21 protein-coding genes are annotated in these 20,791 nt (G+C 40.8%); 2 read left to right on the plus strand and 19 right to left on the minus strand.

Annotated elements, in window-relative coordinates; translation table 11 throughout:
* Position 1: 1 nt before the first annotated feature.
* The 16 genes from EHW90_RS10410 to EHW90_RS10485 form a co-directional block, all read right to left on the minus strand.
* The gene (locus tag EHW90_RS10410) at positions 2-982 is read right to left on the minus strand and encodes a glycosyltransferase family 8 protein (protein ID WP_124952713.1); all 981 of its coding nucleotides are present in this window, start codon (positions 980-982) and stop codon (positions 2-4) included.
* Between the two features lie 63 nt (positions 983-1,045).
* Positions 1,046-2,710 carry a 2-isopropylmalate synthase gene (gene leuA / locus EHW90_RS10415; protein WP_124952714.1) on the minus strand — a complete coding sequence of 555 codons (1,665 nt, stop codon included), beginning with the start codon at positions 2,708-2,710 and terminating at the stop codon, positions 1,046-1,048.
* A 62-nt stretch (positions 2,711-2,772) separates the two neighbouring features.
* Positions 2,773-4,119 (minus strand): phosphoglucosamine mutase, encoded by a 1,347-nt coding sequence (gene glmM / locus EHW90_RS10420; RefSeq protein WP_124952715.1) that lies wholly within the window; start codon positions 4,117-4,119, stop codon positions 2,773-2,775.
* Complete coding sequence (rfbD, locus tag EHW90_RS10425; protein ID WP_124952716.1) at positions 4,119-4,979, minus strand: dTDP-4-dehydrorhamnose reductase; 861 nt, start codon at positions 4,977-4,979, stop codon at positions 4,119-4,121. The genes glmM and rfbD overlap by 1 nt, the downstream gene beginning before the upstream one ends.
* Positions 4,979-6,001 carry a dTDP-glucose 4,6-dehydratase gene (gene rfbB / locus EHW90_RS10430; RefSeq protein ID WP_060930857.1) on the minus strand — a complete coding sequence of 341 codons (1,023 nt, stop codon included), beginning with the start codon at positions 5,999-6,001 and terminating at the stop codon, positions 4,979-4,981. Before rfbB ends, rfbD begins: the two co-directional genes overlap by 1 nt.
* 21 nt (positions 6,002-6,022) lie before the next feature.
* A complete protein-coding gene (gene rfbA / locus EHW90_RS10435; protein WP_124952717.1) occupies positions 6,023-6,916 on the minus strand; it encodes a glucose-1-phosphate thymidylyltransferase RfbA in 894 nt (297 codons plus the stop codon).
* 164 nt (positions 6,917-7,080) lie between these two features.
* A complete protein-coding gene (atpC, locus tag EHW90_RS10440; RefSeq protein WP_124952718.1) occupies positions 7,081-7,482 on the minus strand; it encodes an ATP synthase F1 subunit epsilon in 402 nt (133 codons plus the stop codon).
* An 8-nt stretch (positions 7,483-7,490) separates the two neighbouring features.
* Complete coding sequence (atpD, locus tag EHW90_RS10445; protein WP_124952719.1) at positions 7,491-8,882, minus strand: F0F1 ATP synthase subunit beta; 1,392 nt, start codon at positions 8,880-8,882, stop codon at positions 7,491-7,493.
* A 23-nt stretch (positions 8,883-8,905) separates the two neighbouring features.
* Positions 8,906-9,772 carry an ATP synthase F1 subunit gamma gene (atpG, locus tag EHW90_RS10450; RefSeq protein ID WP_124952720.1) on the minus strand — a complete coding sequence of 289 codons (867 nt, stop codon included), beginning with the start codon at positions 9,770-9,772 and terminating at the stop codon, positions 8,906-8,908.
* A 12-nt stretch (positions 9,773-9,784) separates the two neighbouring features.
* Positions 9,785-11,284, minus strand: a complete 1,500-nt coding sequence (gene atpA, locus EHW90_RS10455; RefSeq protein WP_009446568.1) for a F0F1 ATP synthase subunit alpha — start codon at positions 11,282-11,284, stop codon at positions 9,785-9,787.
* Between the two features lie 45 nt (positions 11,285-11,329).
* Positions 11,330-11,863, minus strand: a complete 534-nt coding sequence (atpH, locus tag EHW90_RS10460; protein ID WP_124952721.1) for an ATP synthase F1 subunit delta — start codon at positions 11,861-11,863, stop codon at positions 11,330-11,332.
* Entirely contained in the window at positions 11,851-12,366 is a 516-nt protein-coding gene (gene atpF, locus EHW90_RS10465; protein ID WP_060930864.1) for a F0F1 ATP synthase subunit B, read from the minus strand. Before atpF ends, atpH begins: the two co-directional genes overlap by 13 nt.
* Positions 12,367-12,378: 12 nt before the next feature.
* Complete coding sequence (atpE, locus tag EHW90_RS10470; protein WP_007594440.1) at positions 12,379-12,636, minus strand: ATP synthase F0 subunit C; 258 nt, start codon at positions 12,634-12,636, stop codon at positions 12,379-12,381.
* Positions 12,637-12,710: 74 nt separating this feature from the next.
* On the minus strand, positions 12,711-13,439 hold the full coding sequence (gene atpB / locus EHW90_RS10475) for a F0F1 ATP synthase subunit A (RefSeq protein WP_009446565.1): 729 nt from the start codon (positions 13,437-13,439) through the stop codon (positions 12,711-12,713).
* Positions 13,436-13,849: a hypothetical protein gene (locus EHW90_RS10480; protein ID WP_040458181.1), complete on the minus strand. Its 414-nt coding sequence runs from the start codon at positions 13,847-13,849 to the stop codon at positions 13,436-13,438. Before EHW90_RS10480 ends, atpB begins: the two co-directional genes overlap by 4 nt.
* Positions 13,842-14,135 (minus strand): AtpZ/AtpI family protein, encoded by a 294-nt coding sequence (locus EHW90_RS10485; RefSeq protein WP_124952722.1) that lies wholly within the window; start codon positions 14,133-14,135, stop codon positions 13,842-13,844. Before EHW90_RS10485 ends, EHW90_RS10480 begins: the two co-directional genes overlap by 8 nt.
* A 429-nt stretch (positions 14,136-14,564) precedes the next feature.
* Between EHW90_RS10485 and EHW90_RS10490 the strand changes: the two genes are divergently transcribed.
* Positions 14,565-15,875 (plus strand): cell wall-binding protein, encoded by a 1,311-nt coding sequence (locus EHW90_RS10490; protein ID WP_124952723.1) that lies wholly within the window; start codon positions 14,565-14,567, stop codon positions 15,873-15,875.
* 9 nt (positions 15,876-15,884) lie between these two features.
* Positions 15,885-17,792, plus strand: a complete 1,908-nt coding sequence (locus tag EHW90_RS10495) for a GH25 family lysozyme (RefSeq protein ID WP_124952724.1) — start codon at positions 15,885-15,887, stop codon at positions 17,790-17,792.
* Positions 17,793-17,850: 58 nt separating this feature from the next.
* On the opposite strand, the gene EHW90_RS10500 is transcribed toward EHW90_RS10495, so the two are convergent.
* The 3 genes from EHW90_RS10500 to glf all read right to left on the minus strand — a co-directional run bounded on the left by EHW90_RS10500 (position 17,851) and on the right by glf (position 20,790).
* Positions 17,851-18,933: a tetratricopeptide repeat protein gene (locus tag EHW90_RS10500; protein WP_124952725.1), complete on the minus strand. Its 1,083-nt coding sequence runs from the start codon at positions 18,931-18,933 to the stop codon at positions 17,851-17,853.
* On the minus strand, positions 18,924-19,520 hold the full coding sequence (locus EHW90_RS10505; RefSeq protein WP_124952726.1) for a helix-turn-helix domain-containing protein: 597 nt from the start codon (positions 19,518-19,520) through the stop codon (positions 18,924-18,926). The genes EHW90_RS10500 and EHW90_RS10505 overlap by 10 nt, the downstream gene beginning before the upstream one ends.
* 172 nt (positions 19,521-19,692) lie before the next feature.
* A complete protein-coding gene (glf, locus tag EHW90_RS10510) occupies positions 19,693-20,790 on the minus strand; it encodes a UDP-galactopyranose mutase (protein WP_124952727.1) in 1,098 nt (365 codons plus the stop codon).
* Position 20,791: the final 1 nt, after the last annotated feature.

Consider the following 20,791-nt stretch of genomic DNA (forward strand, 5'->3'; position numbering starts at 1 on the left):
CTTATTTTCTCTCCGACAGCCTCTTGTAAGCTTTGTTTATATAGTACTCGGATATCAGCTTTCTGATTCTCGGGCAAACTACGGTTACCAAATCCATCATATGATATATAAGCATATAAAGCTTCTTACCGCCCTCAAGTGGAACTTCTCTAAACGGAGTCTTTTCCTTAAAATAAAAATATGCTCTCTTATAAGGGTTATGACTTCCGATGCACCAAGGCCTCTCATCACCTGCAAAATGCAATACTACAGGTCTTTTCTTTGCTTCTTTTAAATCTTCCCTAGTATATGAAAGAGTTGCACCGTAAACTTTAGTCAATGCCCTGTATGAAAAATATTTGTAGTTTGAGAAGAAGTTAAACTTCGGAGGAAGCTTTTTTATTCTCCATCTGAGTACTCCGTTTATGGCATCCTGCTCACCGAAAAGACTCTTATCCCAAATACTTTTACTGTAGCTGATTATCTTTTCTCCAAGATTTTCTTCTCTCCATTTTTTAAGGTCTATCAACAAAAGACCGGCATTTACATAGGAAGCCTCATAGTCAAGTCCGATTTCATACCTTACTCTCTCAAGCACCGTAGGCTCCTCTACGGCGGCCACTACATTTTTGCCAAGCTTTGTATTGTATAATTCCCTTATAGAACGAAATATAACCATATCGCAATCCAGATAAAGTATTCTATCGACATCTTCCGGCAAAAGCTCACCTACAAGCAGCCTGCCCATCTTGCTGATATCAAAGGACGCATCCTGCAATCCTGTATCAAAATATTTTGATGTGTCTTTAAGTTCTATTATCTCTACAGCTCTGCCAAACTTTTTTGCTATACTTTTCAACTTGCCCAAAGAGTCCCCACCAATTCCTGTGGAAATGATGAAGACTCTAAGCTCTTTCTCATGTCTGTTTCTCTCATATAACGAATATAGGCTTACGCCGAGATGCAGGGCAAACTTTTCATTTGCTATATAAACTATATTCATGTTTACCTCAATTATAATATATAAACTCAGACAGCGCGCTTGTGTGCTGTCTGAAATACATTTTTAGTAGAACAATCTATTTACCGCAGAGAACAGACCTCTGATAGATGATCTTGTGATATTTCCTGAAATACCTACACCGTATGTGGTCTTTCCGCTTTCAACATCCAGCATATGGATATATGAAGCCGCCTTTGCATTTGAACCTGAGGCAAGAGCGTGCTCGTTGTAATCAAGGACTTTCATCTCCTTACCTACAACCTTCTCAAGGCCTCTCTTGACAGCGTCGATAGGACCGTTTCCGCTGCTTTCAAATACCTTCTCTTCTCCGTTCTCTCTGTATGTTACCTTGACAAGTGTAGAGAAATCTCCGTCCTCATCGGCATCTGTTATGACGCATTTTTCAAAATGCAGAGGTTCTTTCTTCTCAATGTAGTTTTTCTCAAACTCCTTGTAGATTTCCTCCGGTGAAACCTCACCCTGCACTTCTGAAATTCTTTGGATAATATCTGCAAATTCCTTGTGCATACCCTTCGGCAATTTGAAGCCGTAGAAAGTATCCATAACAAAGGCAACTCCGCCCTTTCCGGACTGAGAATTGATTCTGACTACAGGCTCATACTCGCGACCGATATCTGCAGGGTCGATAGGCAGATAAGGAACTTCCCAGTACGGGTTGTTTCTCTGCTTCATAGCCTGAACGCCCTTGTTGATAGCATCCTGATGTGAACCTGAGAATGCGGTAAATACAAGCTTACCTGCATACGGATGTCTAGGGTCAATGCTCATCTTTGTGGTTCTCTCATATACATCTATGATCTCTTTGATATTGCTGATATTAAGATTCGGATCAATACCCTGTGAGAACATATTGTAGGCAATATTTAAAATATCCACATTTCCGGTTCTCTCACCGTTTCCAAACAGCGTACCTTCCATTCTGTCGGCTCCTGCCAAAAGTGCAAGCTCCGCAACGGCTGTTCCTGTACCTCTGTCGTTGTGAGGATGTGTGGAAAGTATTATTGCCTCTCTATTCTTAAGATGTGTACTCATCCACTCGATTCTGTCTGCAAATACATTAGGTGTTGTCATCTCAACAGTATTCGGAAGATTTATTATTATCTTATTTTCTTTGGTAGCACCCCATGCATCAACAACGGCGTCACATACGTCAAGTGCAAAATCAAGCTCCGTTCCCATAAAGCTCTCAGGTGAGTATTCCAATATAATTTCACCGTCATGGTCTTTCATATACTTCTTTACAAGAGCCACACCTTCAAGTGCGATATTTTTTATTCCTTCTCTGTCAAGACCGTATACCACATTTCTTTGTAATGTGTCGGTAGAATTGTAGATATGCATTATACATTTCTTAATTCCCTTTATAGCTTCAAAGCTTCTTTTTATAAGATGCTCTCTACACTGGCAAAGTATCTGTACAACTACATCATCAGGAATAAGCTTTCTGTCTACCAACTGACGTAAAAAGTCAAATTCTATCTGTGATGCGGCAGGGAAGCCGATCTCTATTTCCTTAAAGCCCAACTTTACAAGCAGATTAAACATCTCTATCTTTTCTTCCACCACCATCGGCTCGACCAATGCCTGATTGCCGTCTCTTAAGTCTGATGAGCACCATATAGGCGCCTTCTCTATTTGCTTATCCGGCCATGTTCTCTCTTTAAAATCCACTACGGGATTTCTCTTATATCTTTCAATATGATACATTCAATCTCTCCTCTTTTCTATTCTATAGTCAAGCTTTGTCTCATTCCCTGATTTTTGTCCCCCTATATTAAAAGTCCCTCTTTTTCCATTACCTTGATGACCTCATCGGTGTACTTCTCACAGTCTTCCATGCTCTTTGCTTCCACCATCACCCTGATAAGAGGCTCGGTACCGCTTGGACGAAGAAGAATTCTGCCGTCACCTCCAAGTGCTTTGCTGACGGCATCTACCGCATCAAGCACAGCCTTATTCTCGCCTGCAATCTTTTTATCAGTTACTCTGACGTTTTTAAGCACCTGTGGGAAAATATCCACCTCGCTTGCAAGCTTTGAAAGTGGTTGCTTTGTCTCCAAAACCACCTCCATTACTTTAAGTGAAGTAAGTATGCCGTCACCTGTTGTGGCGTGCTTTGCAAATATGATATGACCGGACTGCTCACCGCCGAGGCAGTGACCGTTATTTTGCATATTTTCATACACATATTTATCACCTACGGCAGTCTTTTCGTAGTTTATTCCTTCTCTTTCAAACGCCTTATAAAGTCCGAAGTTTGACATTATTGTAGTTACCACTGTGTTATTGAAAAGCTCACCTCTCTCCTTCATATACTTACCGCAAATATAGAGGATAAGGTCTCCGTCCACCACATTGCCTTTTTCATCCACACATAGACATCTGTCCGCGTCTCCATCATAGGCAAAACCTATATCACAGCCGTTTTCAAGCACACATTTTTGAAGACTCTCTATATGTGTAGAACCGCAGTCGGTATTTATATTTATACCGTCAGGATTGTTATGAATTACATAAGTATCCGCACCCAAAGCGTCAAATACATTCTTTGCAATGCTTGACGCCGAACCGTTTGCAAGGTCAAGCGCCACCTTCTTTCCCTTAAAAGATCTGGTAGCTATGGAGATAAGATAGCCTATATATCTGTTTCTACCTGCGGCATAGTCTACAGTTCTTCCTATATTTTCCTTTGTGGCAAAAGGGATTGCATCGTCAGGTCCGTCAATATAGCTTTCTATCTTTTCTATTACTTCTTCCTCAAGCTTTTCACCGTTGCCGTTTATTACCTTGATACCGTTGTCATAGTACGGATTGTGGCTGGCTGAAATCATTATACCGCAGTCAAAATCATCGCTTCTTACAACATATGAAACACTTGGAGTTGTAGTAACATGAAGCAGATATGCGTCCGCTCCTGAAGCCGTAAGTCCTGCAACCAAAGAATACTCAAACATATAGCTTGACCTTCTGGTGTCCTTACCTATAACCACTCTGCATTTTTTACCGTCTTTAGAGTAGTAGCTTCCCAAAAATCTGCCGACTTTATATGCATGCTCTACAGTGAGGTCTACATTTGCCTCTCCTCTAAAGCCGTCTGTTCCGAAATATTTTCCCATCAGTTTTCCCCCAATTCAAGCAAATATCTTCTAAGTGCGTCCTGCCAAGGCGGCAAAAGTTCAAAACCGTTTTCTGTGAGTTTGGACTTATCCATCCTTGAGTTGTGCGGCCTCTTTGCCTTTACCGGAAATGCATCCGAAGATACCGGTGTTACCGCTACATCAAGTTTTGCCTGCTTGAATATCTCAACCGCAAAATCATACCATGAGCAAAGCCCCTCATTGGTTGCATGATATCTGCCGTATTTGTCAGTTACAATCATATCTACCAAAAGTCTTGAAAGATCCGGTGTATATGTAGGTGAGCCTATCTGATCGTTTACTACGCTTACAGCTCCTCTTTCTTTTCCGAGTCTTATCATTGTCTTGATAAAGTTATTTCCGTGAAGTCCGAATACCCATGAAATTCTTACTATGAAGTATTTCTTAAGTAATTCTTCGACATAGAGCTCACCCTTATATTTTGCCATACCGTAAACATTAAGAGGCGCTCTCTTATCATCAGGCTCCCAAGGTCTTTCGCCCTCTCCGTCAAATACATAGTCTGTGGAAATATACATCATAGCGACATCAAGTGTCTTTGCAACCTCGGCTATATTTTTTGTACCCTCGGCATTTATCTTTGTAACAAGGGCTTCATTATCCTCCGCCGCATCCACCGCGGTATATGCCGCACAGTGAATTATAGCGTCGATCCTGGCATCATTATTTATCTTTTCAATCACTCTCTTTGTAGCGGCTGCATCCGTGATATCAAGATCGTCTATATCAATACCTACAGATTCTATATTTCTTTTAGAAAGTTCGCAAAGCAGGTCGCTTCCAAGCTGCCCCTTTGCACCTGTTACCAATACTCTCATTAAAGTCTTTCTCCATACATATTTTCAAAATACTTTGTGTATTCTCCGCTTATGATATGCTCCCACCACTCTTTATTGTTAAGATACCATTCAATTGTCTTTACAATACCTGTGTCAAATGTATACTCAGGCTTCCATCCAAGCTCGGTTTCTATTTTGGTCGGGTCTATGGCATATCTTCTGTCATGGCCCGGTCTGTCCGTTACAAACTTGATAAGACTCTCCGGCTTATTAAGTGCCTTAAGTATTGTCTTTACCACCTCAAGATTGGTTCTCTCATTATGTCCGCCGATATTGTAGACCTCACCGACTTTACCCTTTCTTACTACAAGGTCAATTGCCTTACAGTGGTCTGTAACATAGAGCCAGTCTCTTACATTCTCTCCCTTGCCGTATACAGGAAGCTCCTCGTCATTAAGCGCTCTGCTTATAATAAGCGGAATAAGCTTCTCAGGGAAATGATAAGGTCCGTAGTTGTTTGAACATCTTGATACGGTCACAGGAAGTCCATATGTTCTGTGGTACGCAAGTACGAAAAGGTCCGCACTTGCCTTCGATGATGAATAAGGGCTTGAGGTATGAAGCGGTGTTTCCTCCGTAAAGAATAAATCCGGTCTGTCAAGAGGAAGGTCTCCGTATACCTCATCTGTGGATACCTGATGATATCTCTTTATTCCGTATGTTCTGCAAGCGTCAAGTAGAGTTGTGGTTCCCATTACATTTGTTCTTACAAAACTCTCAGGATCTGTGATAGATCTGTCTACATGGCTCTCAGCCGCAAAGTTTATAACCACATCAGGCTTTTCTTCTTCAAAGAGCTTGAAGATAAATGCTCTGTCAGCGATATCACCCTTTACAAACTTATAATTCGGTGCATTCTCCACCGGCTTTAATGTCTCCAAGTTTCCCGCATAGGTAAGAAGATCCAAGTTTATTATCATATCCTCAGGATACTTATTTACCATATAGTGAACAAAATTTCCGCCGATAAATCCGGCACCGCCTGTAACAATAATTTTCATATTAACCTCGTCTGTTTTATTTTACGCTTGATGTATGTGGTCGATATACTTGCCGTCATATACATCTTTTAAATATTTTCCGTACTGATTTTTCTTAAAGATCTCATATGCCTTTAAAAGTTCTTCTTTGCTTATCCAACCGTTCAGATATGCAATCTCCTCAAGGCAGGCTATCTTTCTGTGCTGATGTGTTTCCATTGTATATACAAAATTTGTAGCCTCAACAAGGCTCTCATGAGTTCCCGTATCCAGCCATGTAAAGCCCTGTCCGAGTACCTTCACCTCAAGCTCTCCTTTTTCAAGGTAGATTCTGTTAAGATCCGTGATTTCAAGCTCTCCTCTGGCTGAAGGCTTTAATTCCTTGGCATATTTCACCACATCATTATCATAGAAGTAAAGTCCTGTAACACAGTAGTTACTCTTCGGTTTTTCAGGCTTTTCTTCTATTGAAACGGCCTTACCGTTTTTATCAAACTCCACTATACCGAATCTTTCAGGATCGTCTACATAGTATCCGAATACGGTAGCTCCCTCATCCTTTGAAGCTGCAGATTTTAAATGGTTCTTAAGTCCGTGTCCATGGAATATATTGTCACCAAGTATCATTGCCACCGGCTCATCGCCGATGAACTTTTCACCGATGATAAACGCCTGTGCCAGTCCGTCCGGGCTTGGCTGAACTGCATATTCTAATTTCAGTCCGAATTGTGCACCGTCTCCAAGCAATTCTTTAAATCTTGGTGTATCGTCAGGTGTGGAGATAATAAGTATCTCTCTGATACCTGCCTCCATCAGTACGGAAATAGGATAATAAATCATCGGCTTGTCATATATAGGGAGTAGCTGTTTTGATGTAACCTTTGTCAGCGGATACAATCTTGTGCCGCTACCGCCTGCTAATATAATACCCTTCATTTTGTGTCCTCACTTTCGCCGGGGCTTTTACCCTCAAAGCCTTTATATGTGTAACTTTCAATAACTTTTATAATACCATAATTTAATAAAACTGTGAAGAAATAAAAAAGGACTGTATGCATTATCCTCATTTTTCAAGAAAATATACATACAATCCTTATTATTTATTTATGCCCTGCTACATCCAGACGAACCAATGCTCTTCTGAGTGCCAGTTCGGCTCTTGCGATGTCCACACCGTCTTTTTGTGAAAGTCTCTTTTCGGCTCTCTCCTTTGCCTCTTTGGCTCTGACAACATCTATCTCATCACCGTACTCACATGAGTCTGCAAGTATGGTAACTTTATCCTGTAATATTTCGGAAAAGCCTGAGTGAAGTGCACAGTTTTTCACACTGCCGTCTTCACAGTGAATAGTCAGCTTACCCGGTGCTATTACATTTACCATAGGGATATGCTTGGCATATATACCGACATTTCCCTGTGTTGTGGTGTACTCGACCATAGTAGCATCCCCCTCAAAAAAAACATGATCGGGGCACATTATCTTTAATGCAAACTTGTCCATACTACCTCCTATTTAGAGGCACGCTCTACAACCTCATCAATAGTTCCCGCATTGAGGAAATACTGCTCAGGTATATCATCATGCTTACCGTCAAGAATCTCTCTAAATCCTCTGATGGTCTCTGACAGAGGTACATACTTTCCTTCAATACCTGTAAACTGTGTTGCCACAAAGAAAGGCTGTGAAAGGAATCTTTGGATCTTTCTTGCTCTTGCTACTGTAAGCTTATCATCCTCTGAAAGCTCATCCATACCGAGCATGGCAATAATATCCTGTAACTCTTTATACTTTTGCAATACCTCTTGTACTCTTTGAGCAACTTCATAATGCTCCTCACCCACTACATGAGGTGAAAGTATTCTTGAAGTTGAACCCAGAGGGTCTACAGCCGGATAGATACCCATCTCAACTATAGAACGGTCAAGAACTGTGGTAGCGTCAAGGTGAGCGAATGTATTTGCAGGAGCAGGGTCTGTAAGGTCATCCGCAGGCACATATACGGCCTGAACCGATGTGATGGAACCGTTCTTTGTAGAAGTGATTCTCTCCTGAAGCGCACCCATCTCTGTCTGAAGTGTAGGCTGGTAACCTACTGCGGAAGGCATACGTCCAAGAAGCGCTGAAACCTCCGAACCTGCCTGTGTAAATCTGAAGATATTGTCGATGAAAAGAAGCACGTCCTTTCCACCCTTATCTCTGAAATACTCCGCCATTGTAAGTCCTGTAAGTCCTACTCTCATTCTTGCACCCGGCGGCTCGTTCATCTGACCGAACACCATGGTAGTCTTATTGATAACTCCGGACTCGGTCATTTCGTGGTATAAGTCGTTACCCTCTCTGGTTCTCTCACCTACACCTGTAAATACCGAATATCCGCCGTGCTCTGTTGCTATATTTCTGATAAGCTCCTGAATAAGTACGGTCTTTCCGACACCTGCACCACCAAAGAGTCCTATCTTTCCACCCTTTTGATATGGACACAGAAGGTCAACTACCTTGATTCCTGTCTCAAGTATCTCGGTCTGAGTTGACTGCTCCTCAAAACTTGGAGCTTTTCTATGTATAGGAAGATACTCCTCAACCTTTGGAGCTTCCTTCTTATCAATAGGTTCTCCAAGTACGTTAAAAATTCTACCCAGAGTATTCTCACCTACAGGTACTGAAATAGGTGCACCTGTTGCTTTTGCTTCCATTCCACGTACAAGTCCGTCCGTACTTCCCATGGCAATGGTTCTTACTATATCGTCTCCCAGATGCTGTGCAACTTCTACTGTAAGTACGCCGTCAGCTGTATCTATCTGTATTGCCTCATTGATCTGCGGCAAGTGTCCTCTTGAAAACTGAATATCCAAAACGGCACCGATAATCTGGGTTATTTTGCCAATATTTGGCTCTGCCATCAACTTTTCTCCTTCCTCTTCCACTATTCTATGGCGTTGGCTCCGGCCACAATCTCTGTAAGCTCTTGAGTGATAGCACCCTGACGAGCTCTGTTGTACTGTAAGCCGAGCTTATCTATAAGTTCTTCCGCATTTGATGTTGCAGAATCCATAGCTGTCATTCTCGCTCCGTTTTCCGAAGCGACAGACTGCATCAAACCGCCGTAAATAACAGAAGAAATGTATTTTGGAATTATAGCATCCAATACTTCATCTTCATTGGGAGAATAATTCATAAGGGCTCTCGCACCCTCACTTTCCGTAGTCTCAGGCTGCAATAAATCTTCCTTGCTGATAGGAAGCAATTTCAAAAGTACGGGATCATGTACAACCGTATTCTTGAAATTGGTATATATCACATAAATCTCTGAGAGCTTTCCGGTTTCATAGTCGTCAAGCAATACCTTTGTAATATCTGCAGCATCCTTGTACAGCGGCTCTTCCACAATCTCTGAAAAGTCTCCCTCTACTTCAAAGCCTTTGTGTAAGAGCGCATCTCTACCTTTTTTACCTACTGCATATATAAGTGTTTCATTGCTTTTGAATTCGCTTATTACCTGCCTGCTTACAGCATTGTTATAGCCTCCTGCAAGACCTCTGTTACCTGTAATAACCAATACGCCTATCTTACCGCCGTCATTTTTCTTAAGATACTTGTGAGATATATTCTCACTTTTCTCAAGCATTGATGCTATAGTCTGATACATTACGGTAAAGTAAGGCTTGGAAGCGTCCGCTTTTGCTCTTGCTTTTTGAAGCTTAACCGTAGCTACAAGTTTCATGGCTTTGGTAATCTGAGCAGTGCTTTGTATCGCCGCACGCCTACGCTTTATTTCCTTCATTGAAGCCATAATACACCTGCACTATGCTTTCTTACATTCATTGATAACATCTGTAAGTCTCTTTGCAAGATCCTCAGAAATTTCTTTTTTATCTCTAATCTCAGCAGCTATCTCAGGATGCTTACTCTCAATAAATCTGAACAGCTTATCCTGGAACTCAAGCACCTTATCTGTAGGCACGTCAAGTAAGAGCTTCTTTGTAGCTGCAAATATAATGATTACCTCATATTCAACCGCCATAGGCTTATAATTAGGCTGCTTTAAGATTTCTCTTATTCTTTCACCCTGTGCAAGCTGATTCTTGGTAGCCTCATCAAGCTCCGAACCGAACTGTGCAAATGATGCAAGCTCTCTGTACTGAGCAAGCTCCACTCTTATAGGTCCTGCAATCTTCTTCATAGCCTTAATCTGTGCGGCGCCACCAACTCTTGATACTGAAAGTCCGGCATTGATGGCAGGTCTGAATCCTGCATTGAACATCTCAGTTTCAAGATAAATCTGACCGTCTGTAATAGAAATAACATTGGTAGGAATATACGCTGAAACGTCTCCCGCCTGTGTCTCTATAATAGGCAATGCGGTAAGTGAACCGCCGCCAAGGTCGTCTGAAAGTCTTGACGCTCTCTCAAGTAATCTTGAGTGAAGGTAGAATACATCACCCGGATATGCCTCACGGCCCGGCGGTCTCTTAAGAAGAAGTGAAAGTGTACGATATGCGGCAGCATGCTTTGTAAGGTCATCGTATACTACCAATACATCCTCTCCTCTTTCCATCCACTCCTCACCTATAGCACAGCCTGAGTAAGGTGCGATATATTGAAGCGGTGCAAGGTCACTTGCGGTAGAAACTACTACTGTGGTGTAGTCCATAGCACCGTAATCCTCAAAAGTCTTTACAATTGATGCAACAGTGGAAGCCTTCTGTCCTATAGCAACATAGATACAGTGAACATTCTGTCCCTTTTGGTTGATGATTGTATCTACGGCGATAGAAGTCTTACCTGTCTGTCTGTCACCGATTATAAGCTCTCTTTGTCCTCTTCCTATAGGAATCATGGCATCAATAGCCTTTATTCCTGTTTGAAGCGGTGTATCTACGGATTTTCTTTCGATAACACCGTGTGCAACTCTCTCTATTCTTCTAAAGGTATCTGTAGTTATAGGTCCCTTTCCGTCTATAGGCTGACCGAGGGCGTTTACTACTCTTCCTGTAAGTGCATCACCTACAGGAACCTCAACAACTCTGCCTGTGGTCTTTACTGTATCACCCTCACTGATATTTCTCTTATCACCAAGTAAAACAGCACCAACATTGTCCTCTTCCAGGTTCAAAACCATGCCGTAGACATCTCCCGGGAACTCTAAAAGCTCACCCTGCATAGCCTTAGCCAGACCGTGTATTCTTGCAATACCGTCCGCTACCTGAATAACAGTACCTACATCCGATACCTCGAGTTTAGTTGAATACTTGTTTATCTGCTCTTTTATAACTGAGCTGATCTCTTCAGGTCTTAGATTCACTAGACTCGTACCTCTTTTCTTTAAACTTTTTGCCGGTAATACGGCTTATGATAGCATTTTTCGCATCTTTTCAATTCTGGTTTTTACACTTGAATCCACAACTCTGTCACCTATTCTGATGACAATACCGCCCAGAATACTCTCATCCACTATATACTCCGCCTCAAGAGATTCATACTTTGAAGACTTTATAAGCTCCTCAACTATTCTCTCTTTCTTTGCAGTATCAAGCGGCAATGCGGTTGTAATCGTTGCCTTTCCTATAAGCAAAAGCTCTTTTATACAATCTATAACATAGTCAAGGATAGGTAAAAGCTCCGCCTGTCTCTTTTTTTCGATAACGGTAACTAAAAGTCCCATTGAGTCATCACTCACATGATGCTCAAATATTCCTTTCAAAAATGATACCTTCTCCTCATCGTCCATCTTAGGAGAATCAAGGAGCAAAGCAATATCTTCATTTTTTACAAAAATATCTTTTATCGCCTTTATCTCATCAAGTGCAACATTTAAATTATTTTTATCAGATACTACCGACACATAAGCATCTCCATATACTTTGGACACTAATTTTGCCATGTACCATCTCCGATTTCTTTTAAAGTCTCCTCGACAAGTCTATCCTGCACTTCTACATTCATTGCAGAATTGACCGCCTTGCTTGCAATAATCGAAGCCACATCCACAATATTTGACTTTACTTCTTCCATGGCTTTCTTCTTTGCCAGCTCTATCTCATTGTTAGCTCTGTCAGTAATTCTCATAGCTTCGGCTCTTGCCTCTTCTATGATTTCATTTTCTCTATCCTTTGCCCTTTTTCTTGCGTCTTCCAAGATAGCGTCAGCCTGCTTTTTGAAACCGGCCAACTTCTCTTCGTATTCCGCTTTAAGAGCTTCAGCCTGTGCCTTCGCCTCTTTTGCGCTATCCAAATCTCCCGCTACACGCTCTCTTCTTTTCTTGAGCATATCCTTTGCAGGATTAAAAAGCAAATAGGAAAGAATAAAGAACAAGAAAAGGACCGCAAAGCCTGTAATGGCTGAATCAGCCAAAAGCTGAGGGTCAAATCCTATCAGTCTTTCCATAAACCCTCCAAATTAAGCGCCGAAAGGCTTAACAAACATAAGAATCATAGCAACAACGAGTCCGTAAAGACCTGTTGTCTCGGCAACGGCCTGTCCGAGAAGCATTGTTGATGTGATATCCGCTCTTGCTCCCGGATTTCTACCTACAGCTGCCGCACCATGTCCTGCAGCGATACCCTGTCCGACACCCGGTCCGATACCTGCTATCATAGCAAGTCCTGCACCTATAGCGGAGCAACCAAATATAAAATCCTGTCCTGTCATATTCATAAATAACCTCCAAAATATATGATATCAAGTAGACAAAAAACTACTCAAATCCTGAAAATACTTTATCTAATGAACTATTCTAATTTGTCATTGATATAAACCATACTAAGCATACAGAAAACATATGTCTGTAATGCTCCTGAGAACACATCTGTATACAGATGTAAGAATGACGGTACACCTATCTTTAAAAAGATCGGCATCATACCGTACCAAAGTCCCATGATCAAAACGCCTGAAAGCACATTTGCAAAAAGACGCAATGAAATGGATATCGGGTTTGCTATCTCACCAATAACATTGATTGGGAAAAGTAATGGGATTGGTTCAAACAGCGATGTAAAGTGTTTTAATTTTCTGTTCTTGATACCCTGGAAATTTACTATAAGGAATGTAAATAATCCGAGTAAGAATGTAACACCGTAGTCCGCCGTAGGGTTTCTCAGTCCCAACAAACCGCTAAAGTTTGAAACAAAAATAAAGATAAAGATTGTTCCTATATAATTCAAGAATCTGTCCTTGTTTCCACCAAGAATAGTATCTGTCATAGACTCTAAGGCTTCAATACCACATTCCAAGAAGTTTACAAAACCGCTTGGAGCTTCATATGGATCCGATGCCTTTATTGCCCTATTTGCAAATATAGCAAATATGGTAATCAATACAACAACAATCACCAAGGAAACTGTAGTCGTAGTCAAATAGAGTTCCTGACCGAACAGCTTATACTTATATAGGCCGTGAATCATGAAATCCAAATTTTTGGCTCCACCTGCACTTTCAGCTAAAATACTTAAGCTCATGTCTCCTCCTTTCTTCTTTTTTCAAATATTTTTTTAAACAGTGGATACATATATGCGCCTGACTTCAATCCGAAAACGGATATAACAATCGCGAGTGCATTTATGTATCTACTGTTCCAAAATATTGCTACAACAACGAATAAAACCGCCTTCCTGAGTAAAGAATGTATCATAATCTTTCTCTGTGCATAAGAAGGGGTCCCCCCGTACAGACTGTCCTCAGTGGATATACCCATATCCACAACCATAGCCAATACCAAAACAGTTCCTACCAGTATACCAAGTTCCATAGAAGAGACAGAGTACTTCATAAGTCTTGCAAAAGGAATAGCCGCAAGGCTTAAAATAATCTCATAAATCAAAACACCGATACCCATATAAAGGCATGTTCTTCTTGTATCCTTACTCATTCTTTTTCTTAAAAACCCTACTTTCTTTCTTCGGTAAAACAAAACTGTTTTCGTTTATTTGCAGGTCCTTTTTTTGATCGTCTTTCTCCATCTTCTTTAGAGAATTCATAATAAGCCTATACCCGGACATACATCCGCTTATCACTCCAAGCAGCAAGAATATCAAGGTAAAAGGAAAATGAAACTTTCCCTCAAGCTTAATACCTACAAATGTACAGAGTAAAACAGGTGTAACCATGGTAAAACCTACCTGAGAAATGAGTGATAAATATTTTAAGGCCTCCATAATCTTTCACCTCCTAATATACTCCAAAACCGTAAAAACTTTCAATATAGGAATTTATTTTCTACGGTTTTACCATTATACCTATATATTCTCACCTTGTCTATATTAGTGTTTTTTTTATCAATATCATTGTTAAATTAAAGACTAACACCACAAAAAACTATACAAAAATACTATCATCTATAAATTTTTAGATAATACTTTTAAGAATGTACTTTAAATGTAGCTTATTACAGCAACTTTTATTTCTAAAAGAATATAAATCGGTGTTCTGTAAATCGTAAACATTTGTTATAATATATATACTGTTCTATTGTTAGGGAAGATGTTATAATAAAAGTAATGACGGGTATAAGTTCAAATGTAAGAGAGCTGATTTCGGTAAGCTCTTATAGTTTGATCTCATCCATAACAATATAAGGAGGAAATATGAAGCAAACTATAAAAAAGATGTTGGTTACAGGCGCAATTAGCGGACTGCTTTCACTCTCCGCCGTTTCTGCCGTGTACGCATCTAATAACCGTTGGAAATCAAACAATGGTACCTGGACCTATGTTGATGATAATAATCAACTGCACAAAGGCTGGCTACAGTCTTCAGAAGGCTACTACTATATGGATTTGTCCACTGGTATCATGACTACAGGTTGGAAAAATATTGATTCAAAGTGGTATTATTTCAAATCAAACGGAATAATGGCTACAGGTTGGTTTAAAGTAGGAAATGAATGGTATTATACACTCAGCAGTGGTAACCTTGTACAGGGATCATGGCTTAAGAGCGATTCAAACTACTATTACTTAAGAGGATCAGGTGCTATGGCCACAGGCTGGAGACAGATGGACGGATCATGGTACTATTTTAAACCTGACGGAAGAGCCGCATTCGGCTGGACTAAAGTAGGTGACAAGACATATTACTTCTCAAGCGCCGCAAAAATGTGTACCTCATGGAATCAGATTGACGGTATTTTCTATTACTTCAATCCTGACGGCTCCATGAAGACCGGTTGGGTCAATGACGGTACCCACAAGTACTATATGGAAGAGGCTGCCGGCGATAACCACGGCAAGATGAGCTTCGGTTTCAAGAAGATAGCAGGTACAACTTACTTCTTCAATGAACAGGGACATATGGTTAAGGGTTGGCTGAAGTCAAATGACAAATACTATTACTTCGATGAAGAAGGAAAGATAGTTGCCGGTAAAACCATAACTATAGAAGGAAAAGAATATACCTTTGATACACATGGTGTATGTACAAATCTCAGTGGCACTCCTAGCAGTGTCACTAATGCTATACCGGGAATACTTAAGGCTGAAGCCACCAACGGCACAAAGTCCTCTTCGGAAAATCAGTCAAAGAGCGCTTCTTCAGGTCAGCCCGGTGTAGTACCCGCTCCGGGTGACACTAAGTCGGCTGAATCAAAACCGGGTGAGACCAAGTCAGGTGAGTCCAAACCTGCCGAGAGCAAACCGGGTGAAAGTAAAACGAACGAAGCAAAACCTGCCGAGACAAAGTCAGGCGAGAGCAAAAATACCTCTACTTCAGCCACAGAGCCTACCGTACCTGCCGCACCTACAGGCGAGACAAAGTCAAACTCTGAAAGCTCTAAGTCAAGCAGCCCTTTGGGAGAGGCTAAGCCGAAATCTCCGGCAGATGAAACAAAAAAAGGTAACGGTTCTGCAAGCAAAGATGAAGTCGGATTAAAGCCCGGCGAAACATCAGGACCTAAATAGAGGTAAATCATGCATTTAAATAAATTTTCAAAAGCTGCCATATCAATTTCACTTGCTATGTCATTACTCACTCCTATGACCGCATTTGCGGCAAACGAGTGGACCATGCAAAGCCCCGGAGTCTATCAAATGCTTGACGGCTCTTCACTTTCAGGTGTAGTGGCAAGAGGTATTGACCTTTCACATTATCAGGGCAATGTAGACTGGGACAAGGTTGCGGCAGATGATGTACAATTCATATTACACGGAACCAGATATAAGGGACAGATAGACCCTGTTATAAGAAAGAATTTATCTGAAGCAAATAAAAGAGGCATTAAACTCGGTGTATATATCTACTCATATGCGATGAGCGTCGAGCAGGCTGAAGCCGAGGCGGACTTTGTACTGGATATTATAAAAGACTATCCTATATCTTATCCTGTGGCATTTGATGTGGAAGACGCCAATACTCAGGGTAAACTGCCTAAGGATCAGCTCACCGCAATTATCAAAAAATTCTGCGACAAGGTTGAAGCCGCAGGCTACTACCCTATCGTATACGCCAATGACTACTGGATTGCAAACAAGCTTGATATGAACGCACTCAAAAAATACGATATATGGGTTGCCAGATACAATGTAAAACATTCATATCCGAACCCTGTTATGTGGCAGGCTACCAGTACAGGTAAAGTCAACGGAATAAACGGAAATGTCGATATCGACTTCCAGTATAAGTCTTTCAGTGATAAGATTCCTTCAACCACATGGAGAACCATCGCAGGCAAAAGATATTATTTCAAAGACTATAACATGGTAAAGAATGCATGGGTTCATGACAATAAGAACTCATACTACATGGACTCAGACGGTGTAGCAAAGACAGGTTGGTATACCGAAAACAATGCAACCTACTACCTTGATCCGCAAAACAGCGGTGCCGCAAAGAGAGGCTGGTACAATGAGAACAACTCCTGGTACTATCTTGACAACAGTGACGGAAAGATGCAGACAGGCTGGTATGCCGACGGCAATAAGAGATACTACTCCGACAAGGACGGTAAGATGCAGACCGGTTGGCTGGTAGACGGCAAAGATACCTACTTCTTAAACCCTTCAGGCGCTATGGCAACAGGATGGGTAAGTGACGGTAATATCTGGTACTTTATGGACAAGTCGGGTAAAATGCAGACAGGTTGGGTTGATACCGGAAATCAAAGATATTACCTTGACAATACCGGTAAAATGCTTACAGGCTGGACAGATATCGGAAATTCAAGATATTTTCTGTCTCCAACCGGTGCCATGTCTAAGGGTTGGCTGAATGAAAGCGGTACTTGGTACTATATGGACAATAACGGCAAGATGCAGACAGGTTGGGTTAATGACCGCGGCAGCTGGTACTATATGGATAACACAGGCAAGATGCAGACAGGCTGGATAAATGACGGCAGAAACAAGTACTTTATGACTGATTCCGGTGCTATGCAAACCGGTTGGTTAAAGCAGGATAACGGTTGGTACTACATTGACGGTTCAGGTTCTATGAGAACAGGTTGGGTTAATGACGGCGGCACATGGTATTACATGGATGACTCAGGCAGGATGAAAACCGGCTGGATCGACTCAGGCAACAACAGATACTTCCTGTCACCAAGCGGCGCTATGAAGACAGGTTGGATAAATGACAACAACACCTGGTACTACCTAAGCGGCTCAGGTGCCATGTCAAAGGGTATGATAAATGTAAATAATGTTTCATACTACCTTGATGAAAACGGCAGGATGCTTGTAAACACTACAGTAAATGTAAACGGCACGGAATACAAAATTGACGCTTCAGGTGCTATGACCCCTGTAGCTACAGAAAGCACCACCGCACAGGAAACCTCTACAGTTTCTACACAGGCAAGTGTAGGACCGAGAGCAAATTAAATAAATATTATAAGACCACCTGAAAGTCTAAGACTTTAATAGGTGGCCTTTTTTATTATTATAAATGTTTTTTCCACTTCTTGAGCGTATCCGTTGTATAAGAGATCAAATCTTCATTCTTACTCTCTTGTAAAACTCTCTCAAGCCATATGATTGATTCTTCAACCTTACCGTCAAAGTAGTAATTATCAGCTAATATACAATATAACTCGTCTCTTAAGTCGGCTTCTTCATCCGGTATTCTATCAAGCAAATCTTTGACTGTTTCCGTAGATTTATCATACATCTCAAGTTGCTGATATATGTATGCCAATTTTCCTCTTGCATAGATATCATCGGGATCCAGTTCAACAGTCTTTTCAAACCAAGGTATTGCCATAGAGTACTGATAACAGTTATTTAATGCTACAGCGACAGCATATGCGTTATCGGCAGTCGGATTGTTTGCATATATTCTGTATCCGAAAGGCAGATATTCAAGATTTTGGTCATCTGTTAATTCGTTTGCATATTCCTCTTCCTCTTTTGTCAGAGGTGTTTTATCTCCGGTATCAAGGAATTCCTTTGTTAACGTGTTGATTCTATCTTCTTTATGTGAATTGATAAATTCCAATACATTCGGAATAACATTTTCTTTGGCATATGCAGATTCCCCAAACCATATGTTTGACTGTCCGAATCCCTTTCCTACTCCGTCTTTTGCCGCACTTCCTATAGTAAAAGTTCTCTCATCTTCAGGTAAAAGGTACGCATCCTCCGCACTGCATTCAAACCAGTAATATCTGTCGATACCGCTTGCAGGTGTACAGCGCATTTCTTTTAAAAATCTGTTTGCGATTGCATTCTCATACCATCCGACAATTACAGTACCTCTTTCCTGATGTGCGGCACACCAAATTACTAAAACATTGTTTGCTTCATCAAAATGTCTATACTTCTCGTCAAATTTTTCTATATGAAACTCCTCGCCTATATCTTTGACAAAGCCGTAGCACTTTCCGTCCATATTTAAGAAATTCCACTTTTCATGCGCATCTTCATTTTCCTGAACCCATCTTCCTCCTGTTGTCGGATTCATCTCTCCTGCAATACGACCGTCATAGTATCTCAAATACGCAATGTTACAAAATATTATATACATATCTCATCCTTTCTATCTTCAATAACAATATTCAATGCATTATTCCCGTCCTTCAAACATGCAATCGGTTTACGCCGCATATTTGTACAAGATAACATCCCTTTTGTCAGCATCTCTTTGGTATCAACATAGTATTTTGTCACACCTCTCTCTACTACCAAAAAAAGTTCAAATTCATCCGGAACGAGTACATCCAAAAGGTAAAACATATTACAATGAAATTCCTTAAGAAGCTCTCTTCTTACATCCGCTGTGCTACCCGGATTCGCATTTATCAAATCATCCATCCTGTGTAAAACAAATTTTCGCTCATTTTCTCTAAACTCTTCCTGCATTCTGGGTATCTGCTCTCTTTCAAGAAACCCCACTTGACCGTGATAACCGAGCGCATATTTCATCCAGTTCAGATCTATATCAAGTAATACAGATAATCGAAAAAGAGTCTCTGCACTGACAGTATCGCGACTTAGCTGTGCTGAAAATGTTGTATTTTTTATTCCAAGTTCGCCTGCAATCTGTTTTTCCGTTCTATTTCTGTTTTTGATAAAACGCTTTATCATTCCACCAATCTTATTTGTGTCCTCCACGCTGAATTCACCTCCTTTGTAAGTTCTTTGCTTGATGTATATACTATACCAAGGCTTCTGTATTGATAATAGAGTAAAAAATCCAATGTGGTTGGATTTTTATGGAAATTATCATCCCACAAAAAAATCAGAGAGTATTTAATACTCCCTGACTTTTTTATATAAACTTATTTTACAAATTCTTCTTCACACACTCAAGTGCCGCTTCCACCACCTTGTCCATATCGTAGTACTTATAGGCGCCAAGTCTTCCGCCGAAGATTATCTCAGGGCGGGTTTTTGAAAGCACTACATAGCTTTCATAGAGAGCATTGTTCTTTTCATTGTTGATAGGGTAATACGGTTCCTCACCCTTTTGCCACTCTGTAGGATATTCCTTTGAAATGATGGTAAAGTCCTGCTGTCCGTACTCAAAATGCTTATGCTCTATAATTCTGGTAAAAGGTACTTCCCTCTGCGTGTAGTTTACTACGGCATTTCCCTGATAGTTGTCCGTATCAAGTCTCTCATCCTCAAAGTACACTCTCCTGTATTCAAGTACTCCGAGCTTGTAATCAAAGAACTCGTCAATCATTCCGGTATATACCGTTTTGTCGGCTATATCGGGATTTTCCTTTATAAAGTCTTTGTACTCCGTATTTGTTCTTACCTCAATGCCGTCAAGAAGCTTTTCTACAATACCTGTATATCCGCCTATAGGTATTCCCTGATATCTGTCATTGAAGTAGTTGTTATCAAAGGTAAATCTCAGCGGAAGTCTCTTTATAATAAATGCCGGAAGCTCCTTTGCGTCTCTGCCCCACTGCTTTTCGGTATATCCCTTTATAAGCTTTTCATATACATCTTTTCCTACCAAAGATATAGCCTGCTCTTCCAAGTTTTTAGGATTATCTATGCCTGAAGCCCTTCTTTGCTCCTCAATCTTTTCCTTTGCTTCCTTCGGAGTCTTTATATTCCAAAGCTTACTGAAGGTATTCATATTGAAAGGCAGATTGTAAAGCTCATCCTTATATATTGCTACAGGTGAGTTGATATAATTATTAAACTCCGCAAAATTGTTTATATACTCCCATACTTCTTTATTTGAGGTGTGGAAAATATGCGCTCCGTATTTATGAACATTTATTCCGTCCACATTTTCAGTATATATATTTCCCGCAATATGGTCTCTTTTATCAATTACCAATACACTCTTGCCTCTATTTTTTGCCTCATATGCAAATACCGCTCCGAAAAGTCCGGCTCCTACAATCAAAAAATCGTACTTCATA

Source organism: Lachnoanaerobaculum orale (genome assembly GCF_003862485.1).
Taxonomy (GTDB): domain Bacteria; phylum Bacillota; class Clostridia; order Lachnospirales; family Lachnospiraceae; genus Lachnoanaerobaculum; species Lachnoanaerobaculum orale.